General features: G+C 39.0%; 22 protein-coding genes. 5 read left to right on the top strand and 17 right to left on the bottom strand.

Going from position 1 to position 19,923, the window contains the following annotated elements; translation table 11 throughout:
* Positions 1 to 47 precede the first annotated feature (47 nt).
* Positions 48 to 761 (bottom strand): MIP/aquaporin family protein, encoded by a 714-nt coding sequence (locus CLV96_RS10300; protein ID WP_004785171.1) that lies wholly within the window; start codon positions 759 to 761, stop codon positions 48 to 50.
* A 134-nt stretch (positions 762 to 895) separates the two neighbouring features.
* On the opposite strand from CLV96_RS10300, the gene CLV96_RS10295 reads away from it, so the two are divergent.
* Entirely contained in the window at positions 896 to 2,197 is a 1,302-nt protein-coding gene (locus CLV96_RS10295) for a malic enzyme-like NAD(P)-binding protein (RefSeq protein WP_004785487.1), read from the top strand.
* A 143-nt stretch (positions 2,198 to 2,340) separates the two neighbouring features.
* On the opposite strand, the gene CLV96_RS10290 is transcribed toward CLV96_RS10295, so the two are convergent.
* Positions 2,341 to 2,790, bottom strand: coding sequence for a DoxX family protein (locus CLV96_RS10290; RefSeq protein ID WP_004786447.1), 450 nt, complete (start codon positions 2,788 to 2,790; stop codon positions 2,341 to 2,343).
* A gap of 75 nt (positions 2,791 to 2,865) precedes the next feature.
* On the bottom strand, positions 2,866 to 3,744 hold the full coding sequence (locus CLV96_RS10285) for an AraC family transcriptional regulator (protein ID WP_040917332.1): 879 nt from the start codon (positions 3,742 to 3,744) through the stop codon (positions 2,866 to 2,868).
* A gap of 270 nt (positions 3,745 to 4,014) precedes the next feature.
* On the opposite strand from CLV96_RS10285, the gene CLV96_RS10280 reads away from it, so the two are divergent.
* Together CLV96_RS10280 and CLV96_RS10275 are read left to right on the top strand one after the other, a co-directional pair.
* Complete coding sequence (locus CLV96_RS10280) at positions 4,015 to 4,386, top strand: phasin-related domain-containing protein (protein ID WP_004785689.1); 372 nt, start codon at positions 4,015 to 4,017, stop codon at positions 4,384 to 4,386.
* 200 nt (positions 4,387 to 4,586) lie between these two features.
* The gene (locus CLV96_RS10275; RefSeq protein WP_004784215.1) at positions 4,587 to 5,423 is read left to right on the top strand and encodes an LBF_0142 family lipoprotein; all 837 of its coding nucleotides are present in this window, start codon (positions 4,587 to 4,589) and stop codon (positions 5,421 to 5,423) included.
* Between the two features lie 95 nt (positions 5,424 to 5,518).
* Here the strand turns inward: CLV96_RS10275 and CLV96_RS10270 are convergent, their stop codons facing one another.
* The 9 genes from CLV96_RS10270 to CLV96_RS10230 form a co-directional block, all read right to left on the bottom strand.
* Positions 5,519 to 6,115 carry an energy transducer TonB gene (locus CLV96_RS10270; RefSeq protein ID WP_004785370.1) on the bottom strand — a complete coding sequence of 199 codons (597 nt, stop codon included), beginning with the start codon at positions 6,113 to 6,115 and terminating at the stop codon, positions 5,519 to 5,521.
* A 1-nt stretch (position 6,116) separates the two neighbouring features.
* On the bottom strand, positions 6,117 to 6,539 hold the full coding sequence (locus tag CLV96_RS10265; protein ID WP_015677138.1) for an ExbD/TolR family protein: 423 nt from the start codon (positions 6,537 to 6,539) through the stop codon (positions 6,117 to 6,119).
* A gap of 1 nt (position 6,540) precedes the next feature.
* Entirely contained in the window at positions 6,541 to 6,960 is a 420-nt protein-coding gene (locus CLV96_RS10260) for an ExbD/TolR family protein (RefSeq protein ID WP_004787714.1), read from the bottom strand.
* Between the two features lie 20 nt (positions 6,961 to 6,980).
* Positions 6,981 to 7,820, bottom strand: a complete 840-nt coding sequence (locus CLV96_RS10255; protein WP_004787462.1) for a MotA/TolQ/ExbB proton channel family protein — start codon at positions 7,818 to 7,820, stop codon at positions 6,981 to 6,983.
* 85 nt (positions 7,821 to 7,905) lie between these two features.
* Positions 7,906 to 8,682 carry a cobalamin-binding protein gene (locus CLV96_RS10250; RefSeq protein ID WP_004785796.1) on the bottom strand — a complete coding sequence of 259 codons (777 nt, stop codon included), beginning with the start codon at positions 8,680 to 8,682 and terminating at the stop codon, positions 7,906 to 7,908.
* A 2-nt stretch (positions 8,683 to 8,684) separates the two neighbouring features.
* The gene (locus CLV96_RS10245) at positions 8,685 to 9,380 is read right to left on the bottom strand and encodes a potassium channel family protein (RefSeq protein ID WP_004785383.1); all 696 of its coding nucleotides are present in this window, start codon (positions 9,378 to 9,380) and stop codon (positions 8,685 to 8,687) included.
* A 7-nt stretch (positions 9,381 to 9,387) separates the two neighbouring features.
* Complete coding sequence (locus tag CLV96_RS10240) at positions 9,388 to 11,205, bottom strand: TrkH family potassium uptake protein (protein ID WP_004786526.1); 1,818 nt, start codon at positions 11,203 to 11,205, stop codon at positions 9,388 to 9,390.
* Complete coding sequence (locus tag CLV96_RS10235) at positions 11,202 to 11,894, bottom strand: hypothetical protein (protein ID WP_004787007.1); 693 nt, start codon at positions 11,892 to 11,894, stop codon at positions 11,202 to 11,204. Before CLV96_RS10235 ends, CLV96_RS10240 begins: the two co-directional genes overlap by 4 nt.
* Positions 11,895 to 11,924: 30 nt before the next feature.
* The gene (locus CLV96_RS10230; RefSeq protein WP_004785166.1) at positions 11,925 to 13,235 is read right to left on the bottom strand and encodes an amidohydrolase family protein; all 1,311 of its coding nucleotides are present in this window, start codon (positions 13,233 to 13,235) and stop codon (positions 11,925 to 11,927) included.
* A gap of 41 nt (positions 13,236 to 13,276) precedes the next feature.
* On the opposite strand from CLV96_RS10230, the gene CLV96_RS10225 reads away from it, so the two are divergent.
* The gene (locus CLV96_RS10225; RefSeq protein ID WP_243836456.1) at positions 13,277 to 14,608 is read left to right on the top strand and encodes an MATE family efflux transporter; all 1,332 of its coding nucleotides are present in this window, start codon (positions 13,277 to 13,279) and stop codon (positions 14,606 to 14,608) included.
* A gap of 15 nt (positions 14,609 to 14,623) precedes the next feature.
* Positions 14,624 to 16,375 carry a patatin-like phospholipase family protein gene (locus tag CLV96_RS10220; RefSeq protein WP_004785586.1) on the top strand — a complete coding sequence of 584 codons (1,752 nt, stop codon included), beginning with the start codon at positions 14,624 to 14,626 and terminating at the stop codon, positions 16,373 to 16,375.
* 17 nt (positions 16,376 to 16,392) lie between these two features.
* Here CLV96_RS10220 and CLV96_RS10215 read toward each other — a convergent pair whose 3' ends face one another.
* The 5 genes from CLV96_RS10215 to CLV96_RS10195 all read right to left on the bottom strand — a co-directional run bounded on the left by CLV96_RS10215 (position 16,393) and on the right by CLV96_RS10195 (position 19,861).
* The gene (locus CLV96_RS10215; RefSeq protein WP_004784845.1) at positions 16,393 to 16,848 is read right to left on the bottom strand and encodes a PIN domain-containing protein; all 456 of its coding nucleotides are present in this window, start codon (positions 16,846 to 16,848) and stop codon (positions 16,393 to 16,395) included.
* Positions 16,838 to 17,056: a hypothetical protein gene (locus CLV96_RS10210; protein ID WP_004787168.1), complete on the bottom strand. Its 219-nt coding sequence runs from the start codon at positions 17,054 to 17,056 to the stop codon at positions 16,838 to 16,840. The genes CLV96_RS10215 and CLV96_RS10210 overlap by 11 nt, the downstream gene beginning before the upstream one ends.
* Positions 17,057 to 17,246: 190 nt before the next feature.
* The gene (locus CLV96_RS10205) at positions 17,247 to 18,242 is read right to left on the bottom strand and encodes an SPFH domain-containing protein (protein ID WP_004785476.1); all 996 of its coding nucleotides are present in this window, start codon (positions 18,240 to 18,242) and stop codon (positions 17,247 to 17,249) included.
* Between the two features lie 19 nt (positions 18,243 to 18,261).
* Entirely contained in the window at positions 18,262 to 18,789 is a 528-nt protein-coding gene (locus CLV96_RS10200; protein ID WP_004784578.1) for an LIMLP_15305 family protein, read from the bottom strand.
* Between the two features lies 1 nt (position 18,790).
* Positions 18,791 to 19,861, bottom strand: a complete 1,071-nt coding sequence (locus CLV96_RS10195) for a zinc ribbon domain-containing protein (protein WP_004786988.1) — start codon at positions 19,859 to 19,861, stop codon at positions 18,791 to 18,793.
* Between the last annotated feature and the right edge of the window lie 62 nt (positions 19,862 to 19,923).

Below are 19,923 nucleotides of genomic sequence, written 5' to 3'. Positions count from 1 at the left end.
TGTTCATAGGTTTTCTCCTCTAAGAGGTGTTTCGATTTAAACTTTTCTTAGATCCCCCACCTGATCACAACTGCCGCAAGCCCACCACCCACTAACGGAATCACCACGGGAAGCCATGCATATTTCCAATTGGAATTTCCTTTGTTGGGAATTGGCAATAACCAATGGGCAATCCTTGGTCCTAAGTCGCGTGCAGGGTTAATCGCATAGCCAGTAGTGCCGCCCATAGATAGTCCAATGGCCCAGACAAGAAGAGCGACAAATCCGGTTCCCACAACACCTGTGGCTCCACCGTTAAACGGAGAGAAGATGGCATGGATTCCAAGGATGAGAAGAAAGGTCCCAAGTCCTTCGCTAATGACATTGGAGGTTGTGTGTTTGATGGCCGGTGATGTGGAGAAAACGGCTAGAATGGTTCCAGAATCTTTGGTTTCTTTCCAATGAGGAAGGTAGTGTAAATATACGAGGGTGGCTCCTAGCGCAGCACCTGCGACCTGGGCAAGGCTATAGGGGAGAAAGATGGAAAAATCACCCGACTGGATACAAACAGAAAGTGTGACAGCGGGATTTAAATGGGCACCAGGGCTTCCCAAGGCCTTTGCCACCAAAACACCGAAACAGACCGCCAGTGCCCAAGCTGTGGTGATGGTGATCCATCCCCCGTCTTTTGCTTTTGATTTTTCTAATAAAACACCAGCAACTACACCGTCACCAAGTAGAATGAGAACAGCAGTTCCAAAAAATTCACCAACTAGTTCCAAATTTGCCCCCTCTGGCTTTTCGTAAGGTCTTTATCTAAAGGGACATAGAACTTCCATCAACCTTTTTTGAAAGGCTATCCCTCCAATTTATTCTAGGATTTTCCATTGAATCATAAATCGTGGGAAAATAGACCATGAAAAATAGCGCACTTGAGTATCACTCTAGGTTTCCGAAAGGAAAAACCAAAGTAGTTCCGACAAAACCAACGGAGAACAGTTACGACCTGTCCTTGGCCTACTCACCGGGAGTCGCTTACCCTTGCCTCGAAATCGAAAAACAACCTGATCTCGTTTATGAATACACTAACCGAGGAAACTTAGTCGGAATCATCACCAATGGAACTGCCATTTTAGGTCTTGGAAATATTGGAGCTTCCGCTGGAAAACCAGTGATGGAAGGAAAGGCAGTTTTATTCAAAAAATTTGCCGGTATTGATGTCTTTGATATTGAAATTAATGAAACAGATCCTGAAAAATTCATCACAATTGTAAAGGCCCTCGAACCAACGTTTGGTGGAATCAATTTAGAGGACATCCGTGCGCCGGAATGTTTTCATATAGAAAAAACATTAGATGAAAGTATGAAGATTCCTGTTTTTCATGATGACCAACATGGAACTGCGATCATTTCAACTGCTGCACTACTCAATTCATTAGAGATCACCGGTAAAAAAGCTGGTGATCTAAAGGTTGTGATCAATGGAGCAGGGGCTGCTGCCATTTCGATCGCGGAGATGTTAACACATATCGGGGTTAAACATGAATCCATTTTTATGTTGGATTCTCGTGGTGTCATCAACCACAAACGAACTAACTTACATGAAACGAAGTTACCTTTTGTTCGCAAAACTGATGCAGATACGTTAGAAGATATTTTTCCTGGAACGGATTTATTTATTGGAGTGTCCGTTGCCAATGTTGTAACAGAAGCAATGGTCAAAACGATGGCTGAGAAACCCATTATGTTTGCTCTTGCCAATCCCGATCCAGAAATTCCTTATCCAGATGCAAAACGTGCAAGGCCAGACCTCATTATGGCAACGGGTCGCAGTGATTATCATAACCAAGTCAACAACGTACTTGGATTTCCATTTATCTTTCGTGGGGCTTTAGATGTTCGTGCAAAAGTAGTCAATATGGAAATGAAGTTGGCTGCGGCGTATGCATTAAGTGAACTCACTAAACTTCCGGTTCCAATCGAAGTTTCTGAAGCTTATAACGAAAAAGAAATTCGATTTGGCGCTGACTATATCATTCCAAAACCTTTGGACTCAAGAGTTCTTTACCATGTGGCACCTGCGGTGGCAGAAGCTGCTGTCAAAACAGGTGTGAACCAGGTTCAGTACCCAGGACGAGAAGCTTATGTAAAGTTTTTGGAATCGATCATGGCCCAACAACATGAGCCAATCAGCGCGTTAGAAATCCTTACCGACTAATTCCAACAAAATACAACTATCCATTCTTGCGAGGGGACGGTTGTATTTTGATTTTGTATTCAAGCCAGTTTTAATTCTGTTTTAACTCAGTTAATACTCATGGTAATATCTAAATCTGACTGACACACAGGTACCTAGTGAATTTAGTTGGAATGAACTTTGTTCGCAATCCAACTATCAAGTGCTAGTTGGCCTCCGCCGGCGACCATCAAAATCAAAGCAATTCCAATGGCTAAGATATGGTATTCAAATCCCTCACCGGCTTGTTGGTTGAACCAGTTCATAAAAAAACCATTTTTTCTCACATAAACCGCAGCTCCCAACATGGTAAGGGCAATTCCAAATGAAGAAAGTCTTGTGAAGAGTCCAAAAATGAGTCCAAGTGCCCCAAAGGATTCTGCTACAATGACTAAAAATCCAATGGCATAGGGGATTCCTTCCGATTTAAAAAAATCCAAAGTGGCAGCAAATCCATACCCTCCAAACCATCCGCATAACTTTTGCAATCCGTGTGGCAAAATCACAAAACCTAAAACCAGTCTGAGTAAGGTAAAAAACCAACTTGTTTCTGTGTAGAATAATTTTTCTAACATTTATATGTCCTTTTCTAAGTGTTGGTTCTATCTTATGGAAAAAGAGAAAGTTGGTAAATGGAGAGAATCTGATTTTTATGGTAGTTTTCGTTTCAAACGTCTAAAATTTTCCGGTGAGTTGTCGGTATGATTTTTAAAAAATTTACTAAAATAGGAATTATCTTCGAAACCTAAAGTCAAAGCAATTTGGTTGATATTCAAATCAGAATGTAGTAACAGCCGTTTAATTTCCAAAACCAACCTTTCTTGGATGATTGATTTTGCTGATTTTCCATATTTTTTTTGGCAGAGTTGGTTTAAATTTCCAGAAGAAGTCCCAATTTGTTTTGCATAATATGAAGTTGTTTTTTGGTCTTTGAAATGATTTTCTAATAAACGAAAAAAATCCGATAACTTGGAATCGACGGTTACTTTGTCCGTAAAAGATGTATTAAATTCTTTCAGTGATTGTTGCAAAACCAACTGAATCAAAAGATAGATCATGGAAGAATTGGGAATTGATTTTGAATTTTTTTCGGCGAGTAATCTTTCAAAATCATTTTTGAATTGGTCTCCATCTTGGATGGTGAGTTTAGAAATTTCATTTCCCAATTGGAAAAAAGGATAGTTTTGAAAGCTGGTAACTTGCCCGCCATGTTCGGAGAGGAAATCAGGATAAATCTTTAAGGCAAAACCTTTCACTGGTTTGGAAAAAGTCCAGGAATGCACTTGGCCCGGCCTTAAGAAAAAAAGACTATTGTTTGTAATCGAATGGGTATGGAAATCGATGGAGTGGGTTCCTTCTCCTTCCGTAAAAAAGAATAACGCAAAATAAGAATGTCTATGGGAACTATCAAAGTCCTGGAATTCATTTGGCAATTCTTCCAAACGACCAACGTAGAAATAAGGATTTTTGTCATCCTCATGAACATCTGTTAAATGGATCATGGGAATGTTTTTGATTTCAGTCTGCATTTTCTTTGGTAAATTTAGAGTTTTCATTTCTGAAGTTGAATTCAAGTAACCACCGACCGACGTAAATCCACAGAATTCGAACCGAAAGAGATGCGGATAGCGGCATTTTCCCTCTTTGGGAGAATTTTCTAGAATTGAATCGCAAAAGAGACTACGAAAAAAATCTAAAAAAAATCGATTTTCCCCTAGAAAAAGTACTTGTCTAAATTTGTGCAACGCACATAACTGTGTTGTGCATTGCACAAATAGGTGAAAACCAGGAGCTAAATTATGGAAAAACAAATCATGGACATTCTTAACGCAGGAATCGGACTTTTCCAATCGGGAAAAGAAGGTCTTGAAAAAGCAAAAACTCAGTTGGAAACAACTTACAATGAATTAGTATCCAAAGGTGCTTTGGACAATACGGAAGATTCTGTAAAGATTCGCCAATCCGTTGACAAAATCCTAACAGACATTAAAGAATTCTCTAGTGTTGCTGGAAAAAACTACGACGAAACTCGTTCTAAAATCGTAGAAAACTACAACAAAATCGCTGAAGAAATCAAAGCAAAAATGCCTGAAGGAAAAATTGAATCCGTAAAAGCAAAAATCAATGAAGTTGCGGAATCTATCAAAAAAACAGGTGCTGCAAAAGCATAAGTATCATTTAAAAAGAGAGGGTCGGGTTTCCGACCTTTCCTCTCTGTTTCTCCATTGTTTTAAGTCTTCATTCTATATTTATCTAATTTCTCATTCGCTTCTTTTAAAATTCGATAACCTATCAATCTCTGCCTAAGTTCAGGTGGACTGGTTTACTTTCCCTATTGACAGAGGATCGTTTTTGCTTCATTTTGGAATCAATGTTTCGTTACCATGTTTTACTCATTTCTATTTCTTTATTTTTTATTTCTTGTTCTTTGGCCGACCTACGCCCTCCCACCTTACAAAAAGAAGGTTTCAATCCTGACTTAAGAAAGAAGGGATTGTCGATCATTACGAGTCCACCAGTGAAAGAACTCACGCCGGGAGATTGGAAAGGATACAAACAAATTCAATTTGTTTTGAAGGATGTTTGGCATTCTAAGTTTGTTCGATTTTTTACACCGATCAAAGAATCGGAACAAAGGCTTCGTGTGTATTTGGATTTTGAAAAAGATGCAATGGAAGTGGAATTCCTCGGCGGTGAAAAAAAAGGTCTTATCCTTGGCCTTGTTAAAAAAGATACTTATCAAATTGCCGCTGATACAGGAAAAGTTTTTACTGGTGACGATGAAGTTCGAGTTTACTTAGAATCCCTTCGTTTGTATCTAACACTACCTTGGCGACTGACAGAATACCCCATCATTCAATATGCAGGTCCAACTCAAAAATTAGGTCAAGACTATGAAGTGGTATATTTTACATCTGTTCAGGTGAATGCCACTCCCGATACAGACCAATACGTTGGTTACTTTGAAAAAACAAGTGGTGCCTTAGAATGGATGGAGTTTACCTATCGCGAACTTTTTAGTTTTTATAAAGGTGTGATCAAATACGGATACTATGAAGTTTGGAACGACAAACAATACCCCAGACGAATCAGTATTTTAGACAAGTTTGAAGATTCTGATTTTGTTCATGAAATCCGAATCGAAAAAATCGAAATTCCAAAACAACCAATGGAAGAAGAAGACAAGGTATTGGAATTACCGGAATAGCGAAAGGGATCGTAGCGTAAATCCTGCATAACATGCAGATTGCAGCGGAGAGCCCGGTCCACCACCGGAGGTGGTGGATTCGCCCCAATGGTATTTTAATTTAAAGTAAATCGAATGGGAACAAGCACCTTTACGGTGATGGCTTTTCCTTCTAAGATGGAAGGAGAAAATCTTTTTCTTCGGTAAACTTTGATGGCTTCTTCTTCAAGACCACCACCTAACTGTTTTCCTACGGATCGGACTCGTAACACTTCACCTGTATTTCCAATGATCACTTCTAAGGTCATCGTTCCTGTGACACCAAGAGCCTTTGCATCAGAAGTATATTCTGGGCGAACGTTAGGTGATAGATCCACAGGAGAGGTAGCTCCAGAAACAATAGGATCGGAAGCACCAGCTATGCGTGGGTCTTCTTTTTTTTCTTCTTTTTCTTTGTCAGTAAGATCAAAATCACCATCGGTTGGTTTGGAATCGGTAGATGGTTCCTGGATTTGGACATTGTCGATGAATGCGACTTCTTCTACAAGGTCATCCAAACTATCGGTTTCCAAATGAGGAGTGAACCAAAAGAGAATGATGATGGCTTGGACAAAGGCAGAAATGGCGAGGCCAGTTTCGATTCTATATCGATCAATGAATCGATGGATTCTCTCGCGTTTGGATCTTTTCTGTGTAACAACTGTTCCGTTCACGTTACTTTCCTTTTAACCCGCCACCTTGAGTGGTCTTGGTAACGAGAGAAACCTTTAAGGCTCCAATCTCTCGGAGAGTTTCGAATACATTGTCCAACTCTTCATACGTTAAATCTTGATCTGCGTGGATCAAAACTTTTAAGTCAGGTGTAGTGGAAATTTTAGCTCTGATTTCACTCATTGCTTCGTTAAGTTCCATTTTGACTGAGTTGAAATAGACAGTTCTCTTTTCATCAGCAGTTAAGTAAAGATTGGCTATCTTTTTGTTTAACTGTTCTCCACCAGGAACATCTGGTAGATTGATGGGAAGGTCTGGATCCGAATCTAATACGGAGGTTACCATAAAGAACACGAGGAGTAAGAAGGCAATGTCTGCCATCGAACTTACGGGAACTGAAGGTGCGACTCTCTTTCTTCGTAACATATTATTTCTTCTTTCTCACTGAGATTTTTTCAAATCCGCGAAGTTGAACTGCGGATAAGGCATCCAACATCTTTGCATATTTGGTATCACCGGTTGTAACAATGAGTGCTAGTTTGTTTTTAAGATCCGGGATTTCCATTTGGTTTAGGTCATCACGAAATTCTTTTAAACTAGAATATTCTTTGGTTCCGAAAGCCGGGTTACGCATTTTGTATCGATCTTGGGTGACCAAAATTTCATATACATTTTTACGTAAAAAAGGCTGCGGTTCGGATTGTTTGCGTGGAAGGGAAATATTCAATCCTTCCTTTACAAAGAATACAGCAGTTACCATAAAAAATACCAAGAGTAGAAAGGCAATATCCGACATAGATGCTGCCGATATCTCCTCTAGTTCTTGTTTTTTCTTTAACTTAATCATGGTTAGTTACTTTCCGTTACTTACGCTTTTTTTCCAGCTTTAAGTTTTAAGTATTCTTTGTAGATTTTGTTCGCTGCTTCTTCTACTTCAGAAGTAAAGAAAGCGACTCGGCCTTGTAAGTATTGGTAGAATGTCATTGCAGGGATCGCCACGATAAGACCAGCAGCAGTTGTGATGAGCGCTTCTTTGATACCACCAGCAACCACTTTTGCGTTCACTTGGTCAGCATTTGCAATCGCATCAAAAGCATTGATCATACCAGATACGGTTCCAAGGAATCCAACTAGTGGTGCAATCGTTGAGACTGCAGAAAGAACAGTAAGGCCTTTTTCGAGAAGTGTCATCACTTCACCAGCTTCTCTTTCGATACCAGCTGCAAAAATCTCTGGATCGTTTTGAGAAACTTCCATACCATTTTTTAATACGTCAGTGATTTTTTGTCCTTCGTTAGCTTTTAAAAATTCTTCAATCCCATTCATTCCAGAAGCATCAATGGCATCTTGTAAGTCTTGGTTGTATCCTTTTCTGATTAGTTTTGCTGTGAAGAAAAAATACATCCTTTCTAGGATCACACCAAATCCAACGATAGAAGAAAGCAGTAGTGGCCACATAGACCATCCACCTGTCACAAACAATTTTACGAGTCCGATTTCGGATTCTTGTTGTGGCGCTTCCGCAGGAGCTTCTGCTACGGGAGCTGGAGTTTCCGCTGGTGCTTCCGTTGTTTGTGTGGATTCAGTTGTTGGTGCCGCAGGTGTTGCCTGTGCTTCGATTTTTCCTGCAAGAGTAAAGATTGTGATGAGTAGGGTCACAAAAGACAAAGCGATTTTCTTCTTTGTCAGGTTACATGAAAAGTTCATGAATGTCTCCATATCTAATTGATATGTTTCAAATCTAGAATATCTCTGTTACATTTAGATGACAGTGGAATGACAAAGTAGGGAATTAGAGGGAGGAGAAGATCTCTTTTAGTTTGGGAATCCCTTCTAAAAACAAAGCTGGCCCTGGTTGTAATATTATGCTTGGGTCTAACTCAAAGATTCTATTGGATTTTAAGAAGTTTGTCGATTGCCATTCGGGTTTGTTACGCACCCAGTCCCAATCCATCGCTTTCCCACACCAAGAACCAACATAGACATCTGGATTGGCAGTTGCTACATCTTCGGCCGTGATGATTCTGTCTTTTGCGAGTTTTTTCTCTTTTAAGTGGGAAAAACAGTCTATTCCACCGGCCAGTTCGATTGCTTCGCTCACCCATTGGATGCCAGTGATCATGGGTTCATCCCATTCCTGAAAAAAAACTTTGGGTTTGTAGGATTTGGAAGTATTCACCTGTTTCCAAAGGTTGATCTGACTTGTCCATTCTTCGATAAGAGAGTTTGTTTTTTCTACTTGGCCCACAAGGTTTCCGAGCATTTGCATATTGGATAAAATTTCTCTGATCGATCTTTGGTTAAAGATCAGAACATTTAACCCTCGTTCAATGAGGTCTTTTGCCAATTGGGATTGGATATCAGAAAAACCAATGACGAGGTCTGGTTCGAGAGCTGTAATTTTTTTTAAGTTCCCACTGATAAAGGCAGAAACTTTGGTTTTTTCTTCCTTTGCCTTTGGTGGCCGTTCTGTATAAACCGAGATTCCTACAATACGTTTTTCTTCGCCCAAAAGATAAAACATCTCTGTTGGTTCTTCGGTGAGACAAATGATTCGTTCTGGACCCATACTTATGTTTCCAGAAAACGAGCCAGATCTGTTTGAGATCCAAAAAGAACAATGATATCATCTTCTTTGAGAATTGTATTCCCGTGTGGAATTCCTAAGATCTTTTCTGATTTGGAATCAGAAGCACGTTTGGTATCTTTGTTTATGGTAGGACGTTTGATGGTGATGACATTGATATTGTATTTATGACGTAAGTCAGCATCAGCAATGGTTTGGTTGATATAACGTTTCGGAACCGTGACTTCTACCACACTGTATTCATCCGAGATTAAAAAACTGGAACGCATTCCAGAAAAGGATAAGGTTTCGGCCATACTTCTTGCTGCTTTTTCTTCTGGGTTAAACAAATCTTTGATTCCAAGAAGTGCCAAAACCTTCATTTGCAATTCTGTTTGGTAACGGGCATAAATATTTTTAACACCACATTTTTTTAAACTTTCAGCACAAATGATAGAGGTTTCAAAATCATCGGCAAGAGCTATGACAGCATAATCCACATCGGCAATTCCTTGGGATCGTAATGCATGTTCGTCAGTGGCATCTAATGTAACAGCAATGGTAACAAAATCTTTTATCGAATCGATGATCATTGGGTCCTTATCAATGGCAATGACTTCATGTCCATCATCAAATAGATAACGTACAAATAACTTTCCAAAACTTCCAATTCCAATGACTGCTATTTTTTTTCTTTGCATACGAAGTTCAACCTACAACCACATATTCTTTCGGATATTCATACGAGATACGATCTACTTTTTTGGAGAGCGCGACAAGTAAGGTCAAAATTCCGACCCTACCCACAAACATTACCGTACAAATGATAATTTTACCAGAACCACTCAGATGAGGAGTGAGACCACGAGTGAGTCCCACTGTACCAAAAGCAGAAACCACTTCATAACATAAATCAATGAAATTTACATTCTCAGTAATCAATAAACCAAAGATGGCAACAAAAATTACGAATAAAGATAACACAATAGTGGCGCTGGCTCTCGCAATAGATGAATTAGCAATTGTTCGGTGATCTATTTCCATCCTTTCTTTTCCACGAATTTCGTTGGTTATGTTTATAAGAGAGATGGCAAATGTTGTGGTTTTGATCCCTCCTCCTGTAGAAACAGGAGAAGCTCCCACCCACATTAAAAAGAAAGAAATGAAGGTGATGGGAAATCCCATTTGGCTTAAGTCCAAAGTATTAAACCCAGCGGTTCTTGTGGTGACCGAATAAAACAAGGAATGAAAGATCTGTTCCGAGGCGGTAAGACCTTTTAAACTGGAATTCTGTTCTAAAAAATAATATGAAATCCAACCGAATAACAAAAGACAGCCGGTCGTCCAAAATACCAACTTGGAGGTAACAGACCACCGAAACTTAAAGTCAAAAGGATTGGATAGTCTTGTTCGAATTTGAAATAATACGGGAAACCCAAGCCCACCGAGTACTATCAGAAGCATAATCACCGATAAAAAACCTTCTGATCTTTGAAAGGCTTCGGTTGCCAGTCCATTCGGTAACAAACTAAAACCAGCATTACAAAATGCAGAAATAGAATGAAAGATAGAATAATAAATTTTTTCAGAAAGGACAATCGGGAAGTTTTCTGGGAAACTATAAAATAATAATATAGCACCGATGGATTCAATCACAAGAGTTTGGATCGTTATTTGTTTTAAAATTTCTTTTGCACGACCCATGGTTTCTTCGGAGAGAAGGTCTTTGATCATCATCGTATCACTTACGGAAACTTTTCCAGCAAGGAAGATTGAAAAAAAACTGGTTAGGGTCATAAGCCCTAGTCCCCCCACTTGGATGAGAAGTAAAACAATCAATTGTCCAGTCAAAGTGAAACTCGAACTTAAATCGACTGTCGAAAGGCCTGTCACACAAGTTGCACTGATGGTTGTGAATACAATATCAATAGAAGGAACACTTCCGTTGGTGGATTTCGGAAAATGTAAAAAACAAACTCCGAGTAAAATGATAAAAGCAAAAGAAGAAACAAATACGATGGAGGGATTTAATTTTTTGGAATCATGGTTTCTGGAAAGTCGATAAAAATGGGCTAAGTTAGAAAATAAAAATAAAACTTGGTTTGCCGATAAAAAGATCAGCGTGGTATCATCTCCCGAAATATGGTATGACTTTAGTATAGAGACTATATTTTTTTCATAAATAAACTCTAGGCCTAACATCAGCAAGATGATAAGTTCTATTTTGTGAATGGATACGTATTCTTTCCATCGTTTGTTCGTAAAAATTAAATGGATGGATTCATATAAAATAAAAAACGAAACAAGAGTTCGAATCGAAAGTGTTACGTATTCTTTCCAACTTTCTGGATAATAGAATCCAAAATCTAAAATTAGAATCGTAACGGACAAAAAACCAAAGAATATATAAAACATTCTTCCCATCCAACGGAAGTGCTCTATGTAAAGTTTTCGGATTTCGAATCTTTGGACTTGTAAATAAAGAAAAAAACGTGATAGGAAAACGAAGAATCGTTTGAACTTCAAGGGTAAACTTCAGCCAATTGTTTTTTCTTTTCTCGGTGTTCTTCTATTCTTTGTCTATCTAGATAAACATTGGTTCCAGAAAGACCTGTGGTTCCCGTAATGAGAATCCCACTTGCTAAGGCAGATTTTTGCAGAGCAGGTGCAAGCAGGGCCACTCCTCCTGCTGAAACAATGAGAGCAAATGGTAAGGTTAAAAAGAAAATGATATATGCCCTTCGGAATTTTGTTTCTTCGTAGACTGCATCTTCATCAAACTCTTCTTTTTGTTTTTTCTTTAACTCTTGTTTGATTCTACTTTTTTGCAATTGGTTTTGTAGAGCTTGTTCGTTGATTTCCCCAGTGAGTGGGTTGATCGGTAAATTTTGTGAACCTGTTAGATTGTAGGGATTGGCCGCTGATTGGCTCGAGTTGGAAGTGGTTCTGGAATTCATTAAGGCGCCAGCACCGGGAATTGACTCAATCCCACTGTATTGGGTTTTCACATTTTTGGGAGTGGCGAGAACAGGAGTTTCAAATTTGGGTGGAATGGTTACATCCTGCAGTACATTGGATTCTGGATCGGATTTCGGAAGATTTCTAAGATCGTAGTTATTTGTGTCGTAAAAACCTTCTTTGGTTTGTCCCAAAACTGGTCCCATTGCCAAAGAAAAGACAATCATGGGCACAAAAACTTGGGAAAAAATCCGCATACTTTCCAGTTTACCTAATCTCTGTCAGGGTCAATCCAATTCACGCCCTGAAAGTTTGGTCGATCTATAGGAAAAAGACCTTTCCCGGATGGTTTCCAAATCTTTTTCAGACACACCAGCGGTATGGGCGTGGTGATACTCCTCGGGCATTGTGGTTCCAAATAATCCTGGGTCATCGGATCCTATGGTAAGTTTGATATCGTTTTGCAAAAATCTTGTGATGGGGTGATCGATGTGCGACTCCAACATTCCAATGTATAAATTGGAAGAGGGACAGCATTCAATCACAGCTTCGGTTTGTGCTATCTTAGACATAACAAAGTTTTGGAAGGTATGGAGGTACTGGGACTGTTTTGCATCGAACTGGATTTTTAAGAGTTCAGAATCTGGTTTGGTTTTTAGTTCCTTTCGTTTCAGTTCGAGTTCTTCTTTGGGATAAAAACTGCCAAAGGAGGAAATTTCATCATAAGATTCCAATTCGCATTCAATTTGGTCTTTGGCTTCTGATACAAGCTCTGTCCTTTCATCTCCCAAAAAATAATCAGAATCGATTCCGAGGGCCAAGGCATGTCCAAGCCGATGCACACCATTCAATGCGGATTCCAAAACCCACCGGACTGCAGAGAAAGGAGTTTTGTCTCGGAAACTTTCTCCTACATGATAGAGAATCGACAAGGCAGTGTTAGGTTCTGCTTGGTTGTCTTTAATTACGGATTGGAAAAAAGATTTTTTATCTTTTGGCGGATGGCCTTCTTCGATATGACAGAAATCGATTCCCACAAGTCCTTCTCGGATGACAGATTCTTTTTCCATCCAATTTTTCATCCAGTCATAGTGCCTTTCAAAATTGATATCTCTATGTAGAGACATCACTAGTTTTGATTGGATGGTTTTGCCTTCTTTTTTTGCTGAATTTTCTCCTTTGGTGAGGCCTTCCAAACAGGCCATTAGTTTACTATAAAAACTTTCTTTTGGTTCTTCTTTCCCAAACATCAAACGATATTCAGCGTAACTGATATCTTCCAAACTATTAGATAACACAACATCATGTGTCACTTCTGTTATTTCTCTTTCATCAAACTTAACGAGTGCGATGATGAGGTTGAACTTTGCTTGGAAATGTAAAAAAGGAGCCTTTTCTCGAAAGTGATAGAGTTTGGAAAATTCTTTTATGTCAGCATAATCTTCAAAAAAAGTGGAAGGCCGAATTTTTATCCCATAAGCTTTTTCATAAGAATCTAAATAGAGATGCCATCTAGGTTCTGGGTTATTTTTTCCAATTCGATACAAAGTTTCAGGGGGTAAACATCCATAAAGGTGGTTGTGTAGATCGCAATACATATAAGAATGACAAAACTATGCTTCACAAAATTAGACGCATCTTGAAGCCAACTCGATTGAATCAGAAAATTCTTGGATTAGCAATCCCTGTTTTTTTTGGAATGATCAGTTATACAGCCATTATGGTAGCAGATACTGCTATGGTAGGGAAACTCGGTGAGGTTCCTCTTGCCGCAGTTGGATTTGGTGGGATGGTTTATTTTTCCATCTTCGCCTTTCTTATGGGCGGATCAATGGCCGTACAAATCATCGTAGCACGCCGATTTGGCGAAAAAAATGACAAAGGGGTCGGAATCACTCTAGTTAACTCCGTATATTTGTCCTTAGTTTTAGGATCTCTTTTGTCCTATTTCGGATTCCTTTATGCTCCAGAGTTTATGGGTTGGATCGGAGATGATCCGCAAGTGATCGAAGTGGCTGGCGTTTATCTTTCCTATCGATTCTTAGGAACAGTTCTCTTTTTTGTTGGGTTCGCCTTACGTGGATTTTTTGACGGGATTGGAATTGTGCAGGTGGGGATGATATCTTCCATTTTAGCCGCAGTCACCAATATCTTTTTTAACTGGTTACTCATCTTTGGAAACTGGGGTTTCCCAGCTTGGGGAGTGAAAGGTGCGGCCATTGCCTCTAGTTTGTCTTCAATTCCTGCTCTTCTCATTGTGGTGTTTTATTTTTTCCGAAAAGATGTCATCAAGTACTTTCAGTATCAAATTTTTACTCCAAGTTTTGAAATCATCAAAGAACTTTGTATGGTTGGATTCGCTCCTGCTGTGGAAGGAACACTCGTAAACTTTGCCTTTTCTGGATTTTATAAAATTGCTGGAATGATTAGCACAACCACTCTTGCTTCTGCTAGTGTTGTATTAACATGTCTTAGTTTGTCTTTTATGCCTGGATTTTCTTTTGGGATTGCGGCCACTACCATTCTTGGTCAATCAATGGGACAGGGAAAACTTCGATTGGCTTATGAAGGTACAATGCGCTCTGCCACTTTTTCAGCCATCGTCATGGGAAGTATGGGACTCTTTTTTATCATCGCAGGTCCTTGGCTCATTGGACTTTTTACAGATGTTCCCGCCGTTGCAAAGGTAGCATATCCTGCACTTTGTATTGTGGCCCTCATCCAAGTGGGAGATGCGTATCATATGGTGATTGGTTCTGCGCTTCGTAGTGCAGGGATGATGTATTATGTAATGTTTGTTTATCTCATTGTATCATTCATCATCATGTTGCCGTTGGCCTATTTATTCGGGATTGTCCTAGCGTGGGGTAATTTTGGAATATGGTCTGCGTTTTTTATTTGGATTTTACTCATGGCAGTGATTTTTGTCAGAAAATTTCGTAAGAAGGAGTGGGTGAACATACGAATTTAATAGAACGAGGGGAAAATGAAACGAACAGAATTAGAACGACAGGCCATACAAAACTTTTTAAAGTCTGTGGATTTGTTCAAAAAACTTCCCCCTGCTGTTCTGTTAAGACTGGCAAACAATGTCCAAGAAAAATTAATTCGAAGCCACGAAGCTCTCTATTATAAAGGAGAGTCTTCGGAATCGATTTATATTGTTCGGTATGGCGAAATCCTTCTTGAGAATGTGGCCGGGCAAGGTCATGTATATGTGGGTTCGGGTCAGGTTTTGGCCGAGAACTCACTCATCTCCAGTTCTAACCATTCTACTTCCGCCATCGCTGTCATTGATTCCCTCGTTTATGTTTTGAATGGAAAACTGTTTTTGCAATTGGCATCCCAAGAAAAGGTTTTTGCGCAAAACATCATCCAGATGATGGGCTCTCGAATGCGAGAGAACTTAGATCGACCTAGCCATAAAGATACTTTTTCCGGATTACGAAGGTTATGTGTTCATGTTCCCTTAGAACCCGAATACCATTTTGGTGAAAAAGTAAAAACCTTTTTAGATGAGTATGGTGAGGTCACCAAAAAATTATCATCAGCCATTCCCATTTCCACTTTCAAAGGAATGGACCCAACAAAAATTTCAGAATACTTAACTAATCTTAGAAGTAAAACCCCTTTACTTCATATTTATTTTGATGAATCCACTTCCAGGATGGATTTACATTATCTTGTAGTACAATCTGACTTTATTGTATTTTGGGAAGATGAACCGGAAAAGTTTTACAAAGAAAAAGAAGAAATCATCAATTTTTGGAAAACTCGAATCCGAAACTTTGAAGGCCGTGCCATTCGTATGATGGAAAGTGGTGTTCGTAAAAGTTACCTTCCCCAAGACCAATCACTCAAAACATTTTATCAAAAAGATACGTTAGCCAGATACCTTGTGGCAAAAACGAGAGGTTTGGCGTTAGGTGGCGGTGGAGCCAGAGCCTTGGCGCATGTTGGTTTGTTAAAAGTTTTACATAGAGAAGGAATTCATTTTGATTTTGTTTCTGGCGCATCGATGGGAGCTGTGATTGCGGCTTTGTATGCGAGAAAAAATTCACCGGTAGAAATCGAAGAGATGATTAAAAATTTCTTCGGTGGATTGGAAAGTGCCTTCGATCCAACGATTCCGGTTGTTGCCTTTTTTAAAGGTGCCAGAATGAAACGAATGTTAAAGAAAGGGTTTGGTGACCAAAGAATTGAAGAATTGCCTCTCCCTTTTGCCACTTCCGCAGTAGATTTACAAACAGGAAAAGAACATATCTTTGACCAAGGACCTATTACAGAAGCACTCACCAGTGCGATGAGTTTGCCTGGTGCCTTTCCTCCTTACAGACTTGGAGAAAAATTACTCGTGGATGGAGGGATGATCAATAACGTTCCGGAAAACCTCATTCGCTCTAAAGGTGCAGATGTTGTGATGGGAATCAATGTTTCTCCTTTGCAAGAAATTGTCCCGGTCAAACTCTTTGAAGATCGTAACACAACAGAAAAAGGATTCTTTCGTTATATTTGGGATACTTTAAAATATCCTCCTATCTTACAGATTATGACAAGAACCATCACCTTGGAAGGAAGAGAGATCACTCGCCTCAAACGACCTAAAATGGATCTTTTTGTACATTTTCATTTGGAAGAATTTCAGTTATTTGATTTTGCTCGTTACCAAGAAATCATCGATAAAGGGGAACAGGAAGCAGAAGCGAACCTGGCTGAGATCAAACAATTGTTTTCTTAAACATCGAAATTTGGGAATTATAGAATAGATTTTAGTAATTTTGCATTCATCTTATGAAATGGATTGATAATTTTTAATCTGTTAATTTTTGCTCCATCATTAAAGTCTTCAGACAATAAATAATCGCAATCGAGTTCTAAAGCCGCCAAAACAATCAAAGAATCATAATAAGATAATTGATTCTTCTCTCTTAATTTCAGAGCATTTTTGTAAAATTCAGTTGTTGGGAAAAAAGAACAAATTGGATCTAAGATTTTTTCTATGAAACTTGAAATATCCTGACCTTTCATTGGTGTTTGTCCTTTTGTAAGCATTACATTGCTAAATTCTTGGATGACTTGGTAACTTATAGAAAATCTATCAGATTTAAAAGAAGCTTTTATGATATTTGAAGAGATTTCCTTTTTTTCAAAATCCTTAGGTGAAAAGAAGTAAATAAATACATTCGTATCGATGAAGATTTTACCTTTCATTGGCTTCTTCACGAGTTATTTTTCGGTTTATCTTCACATATTCAAATTTTTTCAAATACGCATCTAAATCAAAATCTTTTGGCTCAGATTCAGAATAAGCGCGGAGCCATTCATTAAAAATGTCATTTAGTGACCTTTTTTGTTTACTTGCTTTTAAACGAGCTTTTTCAATCGCCCTTTCGTCAGCTCTAAAAGTAATACTTTTCATATTTACTATTTTACACGATTTTCGTGCAATTTGTCAAATTGAAAATTGGTTATTTTTTACAGTTACCAATTTCAGATTAATTCTCTATTTCTCTCTTTATTTTCTTCCAATCTCCACCTAAAGAAAGTTAGATCCTTTCTCGAGATGGAGTATTTTTCGGTTTGCGAAAGTTTGCTATTGAACCTTCGCATTACAATGAAGAAAGGATTTCCTTTTTTTTGGCTTCAAACTCTTCTGCGTTGATTAGTCCCTGGTCGAGTAGCCCTTTTAGTTTAGCAATTCGTGCGGCCGGATCATTTGCTGCCGGTGCTGTTCCCCCTTGGCCCCCACCTTGGTTCATCATATTACCCATCATCTGGCCCATATTCATCCCCATTCCCATGCCCATCCCGGCACCCATCGCTCCGCCACCTTGGCCTTCGTTTTCAGCAGCAGCTTGTCCAATATCGAACATTTTCTTTTGTTGGTATTTATCGCCTAGCATATCGATTTCGAATTTATCGGTGATGATTTTTTGGATTCGTTGGTAGTTCGGATCGTTCTGGTCAAAGTTCACCGAAGATACGTTAAATTCGGTTAAATCGATTCCATATTTTTCAAATTCAGGAGCCAGTTTGACCCTTCCTGCCGTAGAACTTTCATCTCTGAATTTATTGATCTCTACCACGGATGTGTTGTTGTTTAAAATAACTTCTGAAATAAAATCACCGATCCCACGTACAATATTTGGTTTTAAAAATTCATCAATGGATCCGTTCGTAGTTCGATTCCCACCTTTCACTACATTGAGTAAAAAGGATCTTGAATCTTTGATTCGAAATTTATAATCACCAAAAGCACGAATGTTTAATACAATTTTGTATTTGGGATCTTCCAAGGGAATGGGAGTGTTTGTTCCCCATTTCATCGCAAAAATGGCTTTGTTCACATAATAAACTTCCGCTGTGAAGGGAGTTTTTCCACCAAACGGAAGGTTGACGAGAGCTTCTAAAATAGGAATATTTCCTGTTTTTAAAGTATGGGTTCCAGGCCCAAAGGTATCCAAAGCCTTTCCTTCTTTAAAAAAGATGGCTTCTTGGTTTTCATCCACTATCAGTTGTCCTGCGGTACTGATTTCATCGGATGGATATTTCCAAACGATTTCATTGGGACTTCCTTCAAATTTTATTCTATCGATTAGTGCCATGGTTTATTTCCTTATTTTATTATTTTAAAAAGATAGAGTTTCTTGATTCAAATTGTGTTTCGAAATCTAACAGTAATTTGTTGATAGATTCAATTGCCGCTTCTGGGTTTGTTGCAAAAGAACTAGGTAGGATATCCAAAATTTCTTTTTGTATGTTCCCCACTTTTTCCAACATCGAAAAGTCATGGTTTAGTAATTTTTCCATTTCTTCTGCAGTGGCTTTGACCCCAGTGCCAAGTCCATTGAGCCCATACCCAGCAGAACTCACCTTCATAATGATTCGGTCTAGAAGTGTTGTCGCCGGATTTGTTTTTCCGATGTTTTGGATTTGGGCCTTAGCCACAAAACCTTCTTCCAATTTACGAAAACTTTCCTTAAAAGAGTTTAGAATTCCTCCCAGTTCTTTTCGGATGAGAAGATCGGTTTTTTCATACTCTTGGTTGGCAAGAGCTTCTTCAAATAGTTTAGTTTCTTTTAAAAACTTTCGAATGGGATCTTGTTCGTTCTTAAAACGTTCTAATGTTGTTTTTAACCAAGTTTGGTCCATTTTATTCCTCTGTTATAGAATCTTCTAACGTTTGTATGGTGTCACAAGTGATGTAGTTAAAGATGACACTTTTTTCTGTTTGGTAAAGTCCTTTGGTTGGGAGAGATTTCCATTTTGCATAATCAAAATCGCAATCATGTTTTTCTCCTTTGGTTTCTCCGCTGGACTCTGTGAAATGAACTATATATTTTTCTTCCTTGGGTCCTAATCGTTCACAACCAATGTTTGTGGTAGCACATTCTCGAATTTGGGGAGTGGGCCAATAGGGTTCTTGTGTGGTTCCAAATCCTTTGGCAATTGCGTTGCGATCAAAGGCCCATTTATCGATGCGGTAACTGCAGTGGTCATCATAAACGGGCTCTTGTCTATATTTGGTGGTACAACTTTCACTTTCTGAAAAGGTTCCGTCTCCACGATCTGAACGAACTGTATGACAATCTTCTCCATCAGGAATGCTGTTATAATTTCTGATTTGGCGACTTCTGGACACACTGTACGCACCCATAGGCATTGAGTCACACCATTCGGATTCGGAAACTGGTTTGAATTGGTCGATGGCAATGGTGCGAGACCATTCATGATGAGTGATTTGTAGTTCTACTTTTTCAGTCCATAAAACGCCAAGGCAAACAAATCCAATCCCACCGAAAACAATGGTTCCAAGTAACCACAAAACCCATTTCGGAGTTTTGGGATGAGGTTTGACAAAGTCAGAATTCGGAAAAGCTAAATCTTCTTTTGCTTTCTGAACAGAGTCTTCCGTGAGACCGTCTTGGTTAGAACGAAGTTTTACATTTTGTGCACCATCTAAGGAACCCCCACAGTTTCCGCAGAACGTGGCTTTGGCTCCATTGGGGGTTTGGCAAAAAGGACAAACCTTATCAACTCCATAATAGATATGGTCTTGGACAGCAACTTTGTCTGCATCGTTTGGAAAGTATCGACGACTTGGATCCTGTGTGGCACCACAATTGGGACAATGCCTATGTGTTTTACCGAGTAATTTTTTGGACCCGCAAAATTCGCAGTCCCAAAGCATTTCATAGATTCTTTCTTCTGCCATCGCAACCAAGGTTTATCTGCAAAAAATTGACTTTTGCAAGAAAAATATTTTCAATTCGTAAAATCCCACAT

Source organism: Leptospira meyeri (genome assembly GCF_004368965.1).
GTDB lineage: Bacteria > Spirochaetota > Leptospiria > Leptospirales > Leptospiraceae > Leptospira_A > Leptospira_A meyeri.
Note: the sequence above shows the minus strand (reverse complement) of the source record. Positions and strands in the feature narration are given on the sequence as shown.

What these genes read in the sequence shown, in the direction of transcription:
- CLV96_RS10265 (WP_015677138.1), bottom strand. Translation starts at nt 6,539, where the DNA reads ATGTTACGAAGAAAGAGAGTCGCACCTTCAGTTCCCGTAAGTTCGATG.
- CLV96_RS10255 (WP_004787462.1), bottom strand. Translation starts at nt 7,820, where the DNA reads ATGAACTTTTCATGTAACCTGACAAAGAAGAAAATCGCTTTGTCTTTT.
- CLV96_RS10220 (WP_004785586.1), top strand. Translation starts at nt 14,624, where the DNA reads ATGAAACGAACAGAATTAGAACGACAGGCCATACAAAACTTTTTAAAG.
- CLV96_RS10210 (WP_004787168.1), bottom strand. Translation starts at nt 17,056, where the DNA reads ATGAAAAGTATTACTTTTAGAGCTGACGAAAGGGCGATTGAAAAAGCT.
- CLV96_RS10295 (WP_004785487.1), top strand. Translation starts at nt 896, where the DNA reads ATGAAAAATAGCGCACTTGAGTATCACTCTAGGTTTCCGAAAGGAAAA.
- CLV96_RS10245 (WP_004785383.1), bottom strand. Translation starts at nt 9,380, where the DNA reads ATGCAAAGAAAAAAAATAGCAGTCATTGGAATTGGAAGTTTTGGAAAG.
- CLV96_RS10250 (WP_004785796.1), bottom strand. Translation starts at nt 8,682, where the DNA reads ATGGGTCCAGAACGAATCATTTGTCTCACCGAAGAACCAACAGAGATG.
- CLV96_RS10215 (WP_004784845.1), bottom strand. Translation starts at nt 16,848, where the DNA reads ATGAAAGGTAAAATCTTCATCGATACGAATGTATTTATTTACTTCTTT.
- CLV96_RS10285 (WP_040917332.1), bottom strand. Translation starts at nt 3,744, where the DNA reads ATGCAGACTGAAATCAAAAACATTCCCATGATCCATTTAACAGATGTT.
- CLV96_RS10280 (WP_004785689.1), top strand. Translation starts at nt 4,015, where the DNA reads ATGGAAAAACAAATCATGGACATTCTTAACGCAGGAATCGGACTTTTC.
- CLV96_RS10290 (WP_004786447.1), bottom strand. Translation starts at nt 2,790, where the DNA reads ATGTTAGAAAAATTATTCTACACAGAAACAAGTTGGTTTTTTACCTTA.
- CLV96_RS10230 (WP_004785166.1), bottom strand. Translation starts at nt 13,235, where the DNA reads ATGTATTGCGATCTACACAACCACCTTTATGGATGTTTACCCCCTGAA.
- CLV96_RS10260 (WP_004787714.1), bottom strand. Translation starts at nt 6,960, where the DNA reads ATGATTAAGTTAAAGAAAAAACAAGAACTAGAGGAGATATCGGCAGCA.
- CLV96_RS10235 (WP_004787007.1), bottom strand. Translation starts at nt 11,894, where the DNA reads ATGCGGATTTTTTCCCAAGTTTTTGTGCCCATGATTGTCTTTTCTTTG.
- CLV96_RS10200 (WP_004784578.1), bottom strand. Translation starts at nt 18,789, where the DNA reads ATGGACCAAACTTGGTTAAAAACAACATTAGAACGTTTTAAGAACGAA.
- CLV96_RS10275 (WP_004784215.1), top strand. Translation starts at nt 4,587, where the DNA reads ATGTTTCGTTACCATGTTTTACTCATTTCTATTTCTTTATTTTTTATT.
- CLV96_RS10205 (WP_004785476.1), bottom strand. Translation starts at nt 18,242, where the DNA reads ATGGCACTAATCGATAGAATAAAATTTGAAGGAAGTCCCAATGAAATC.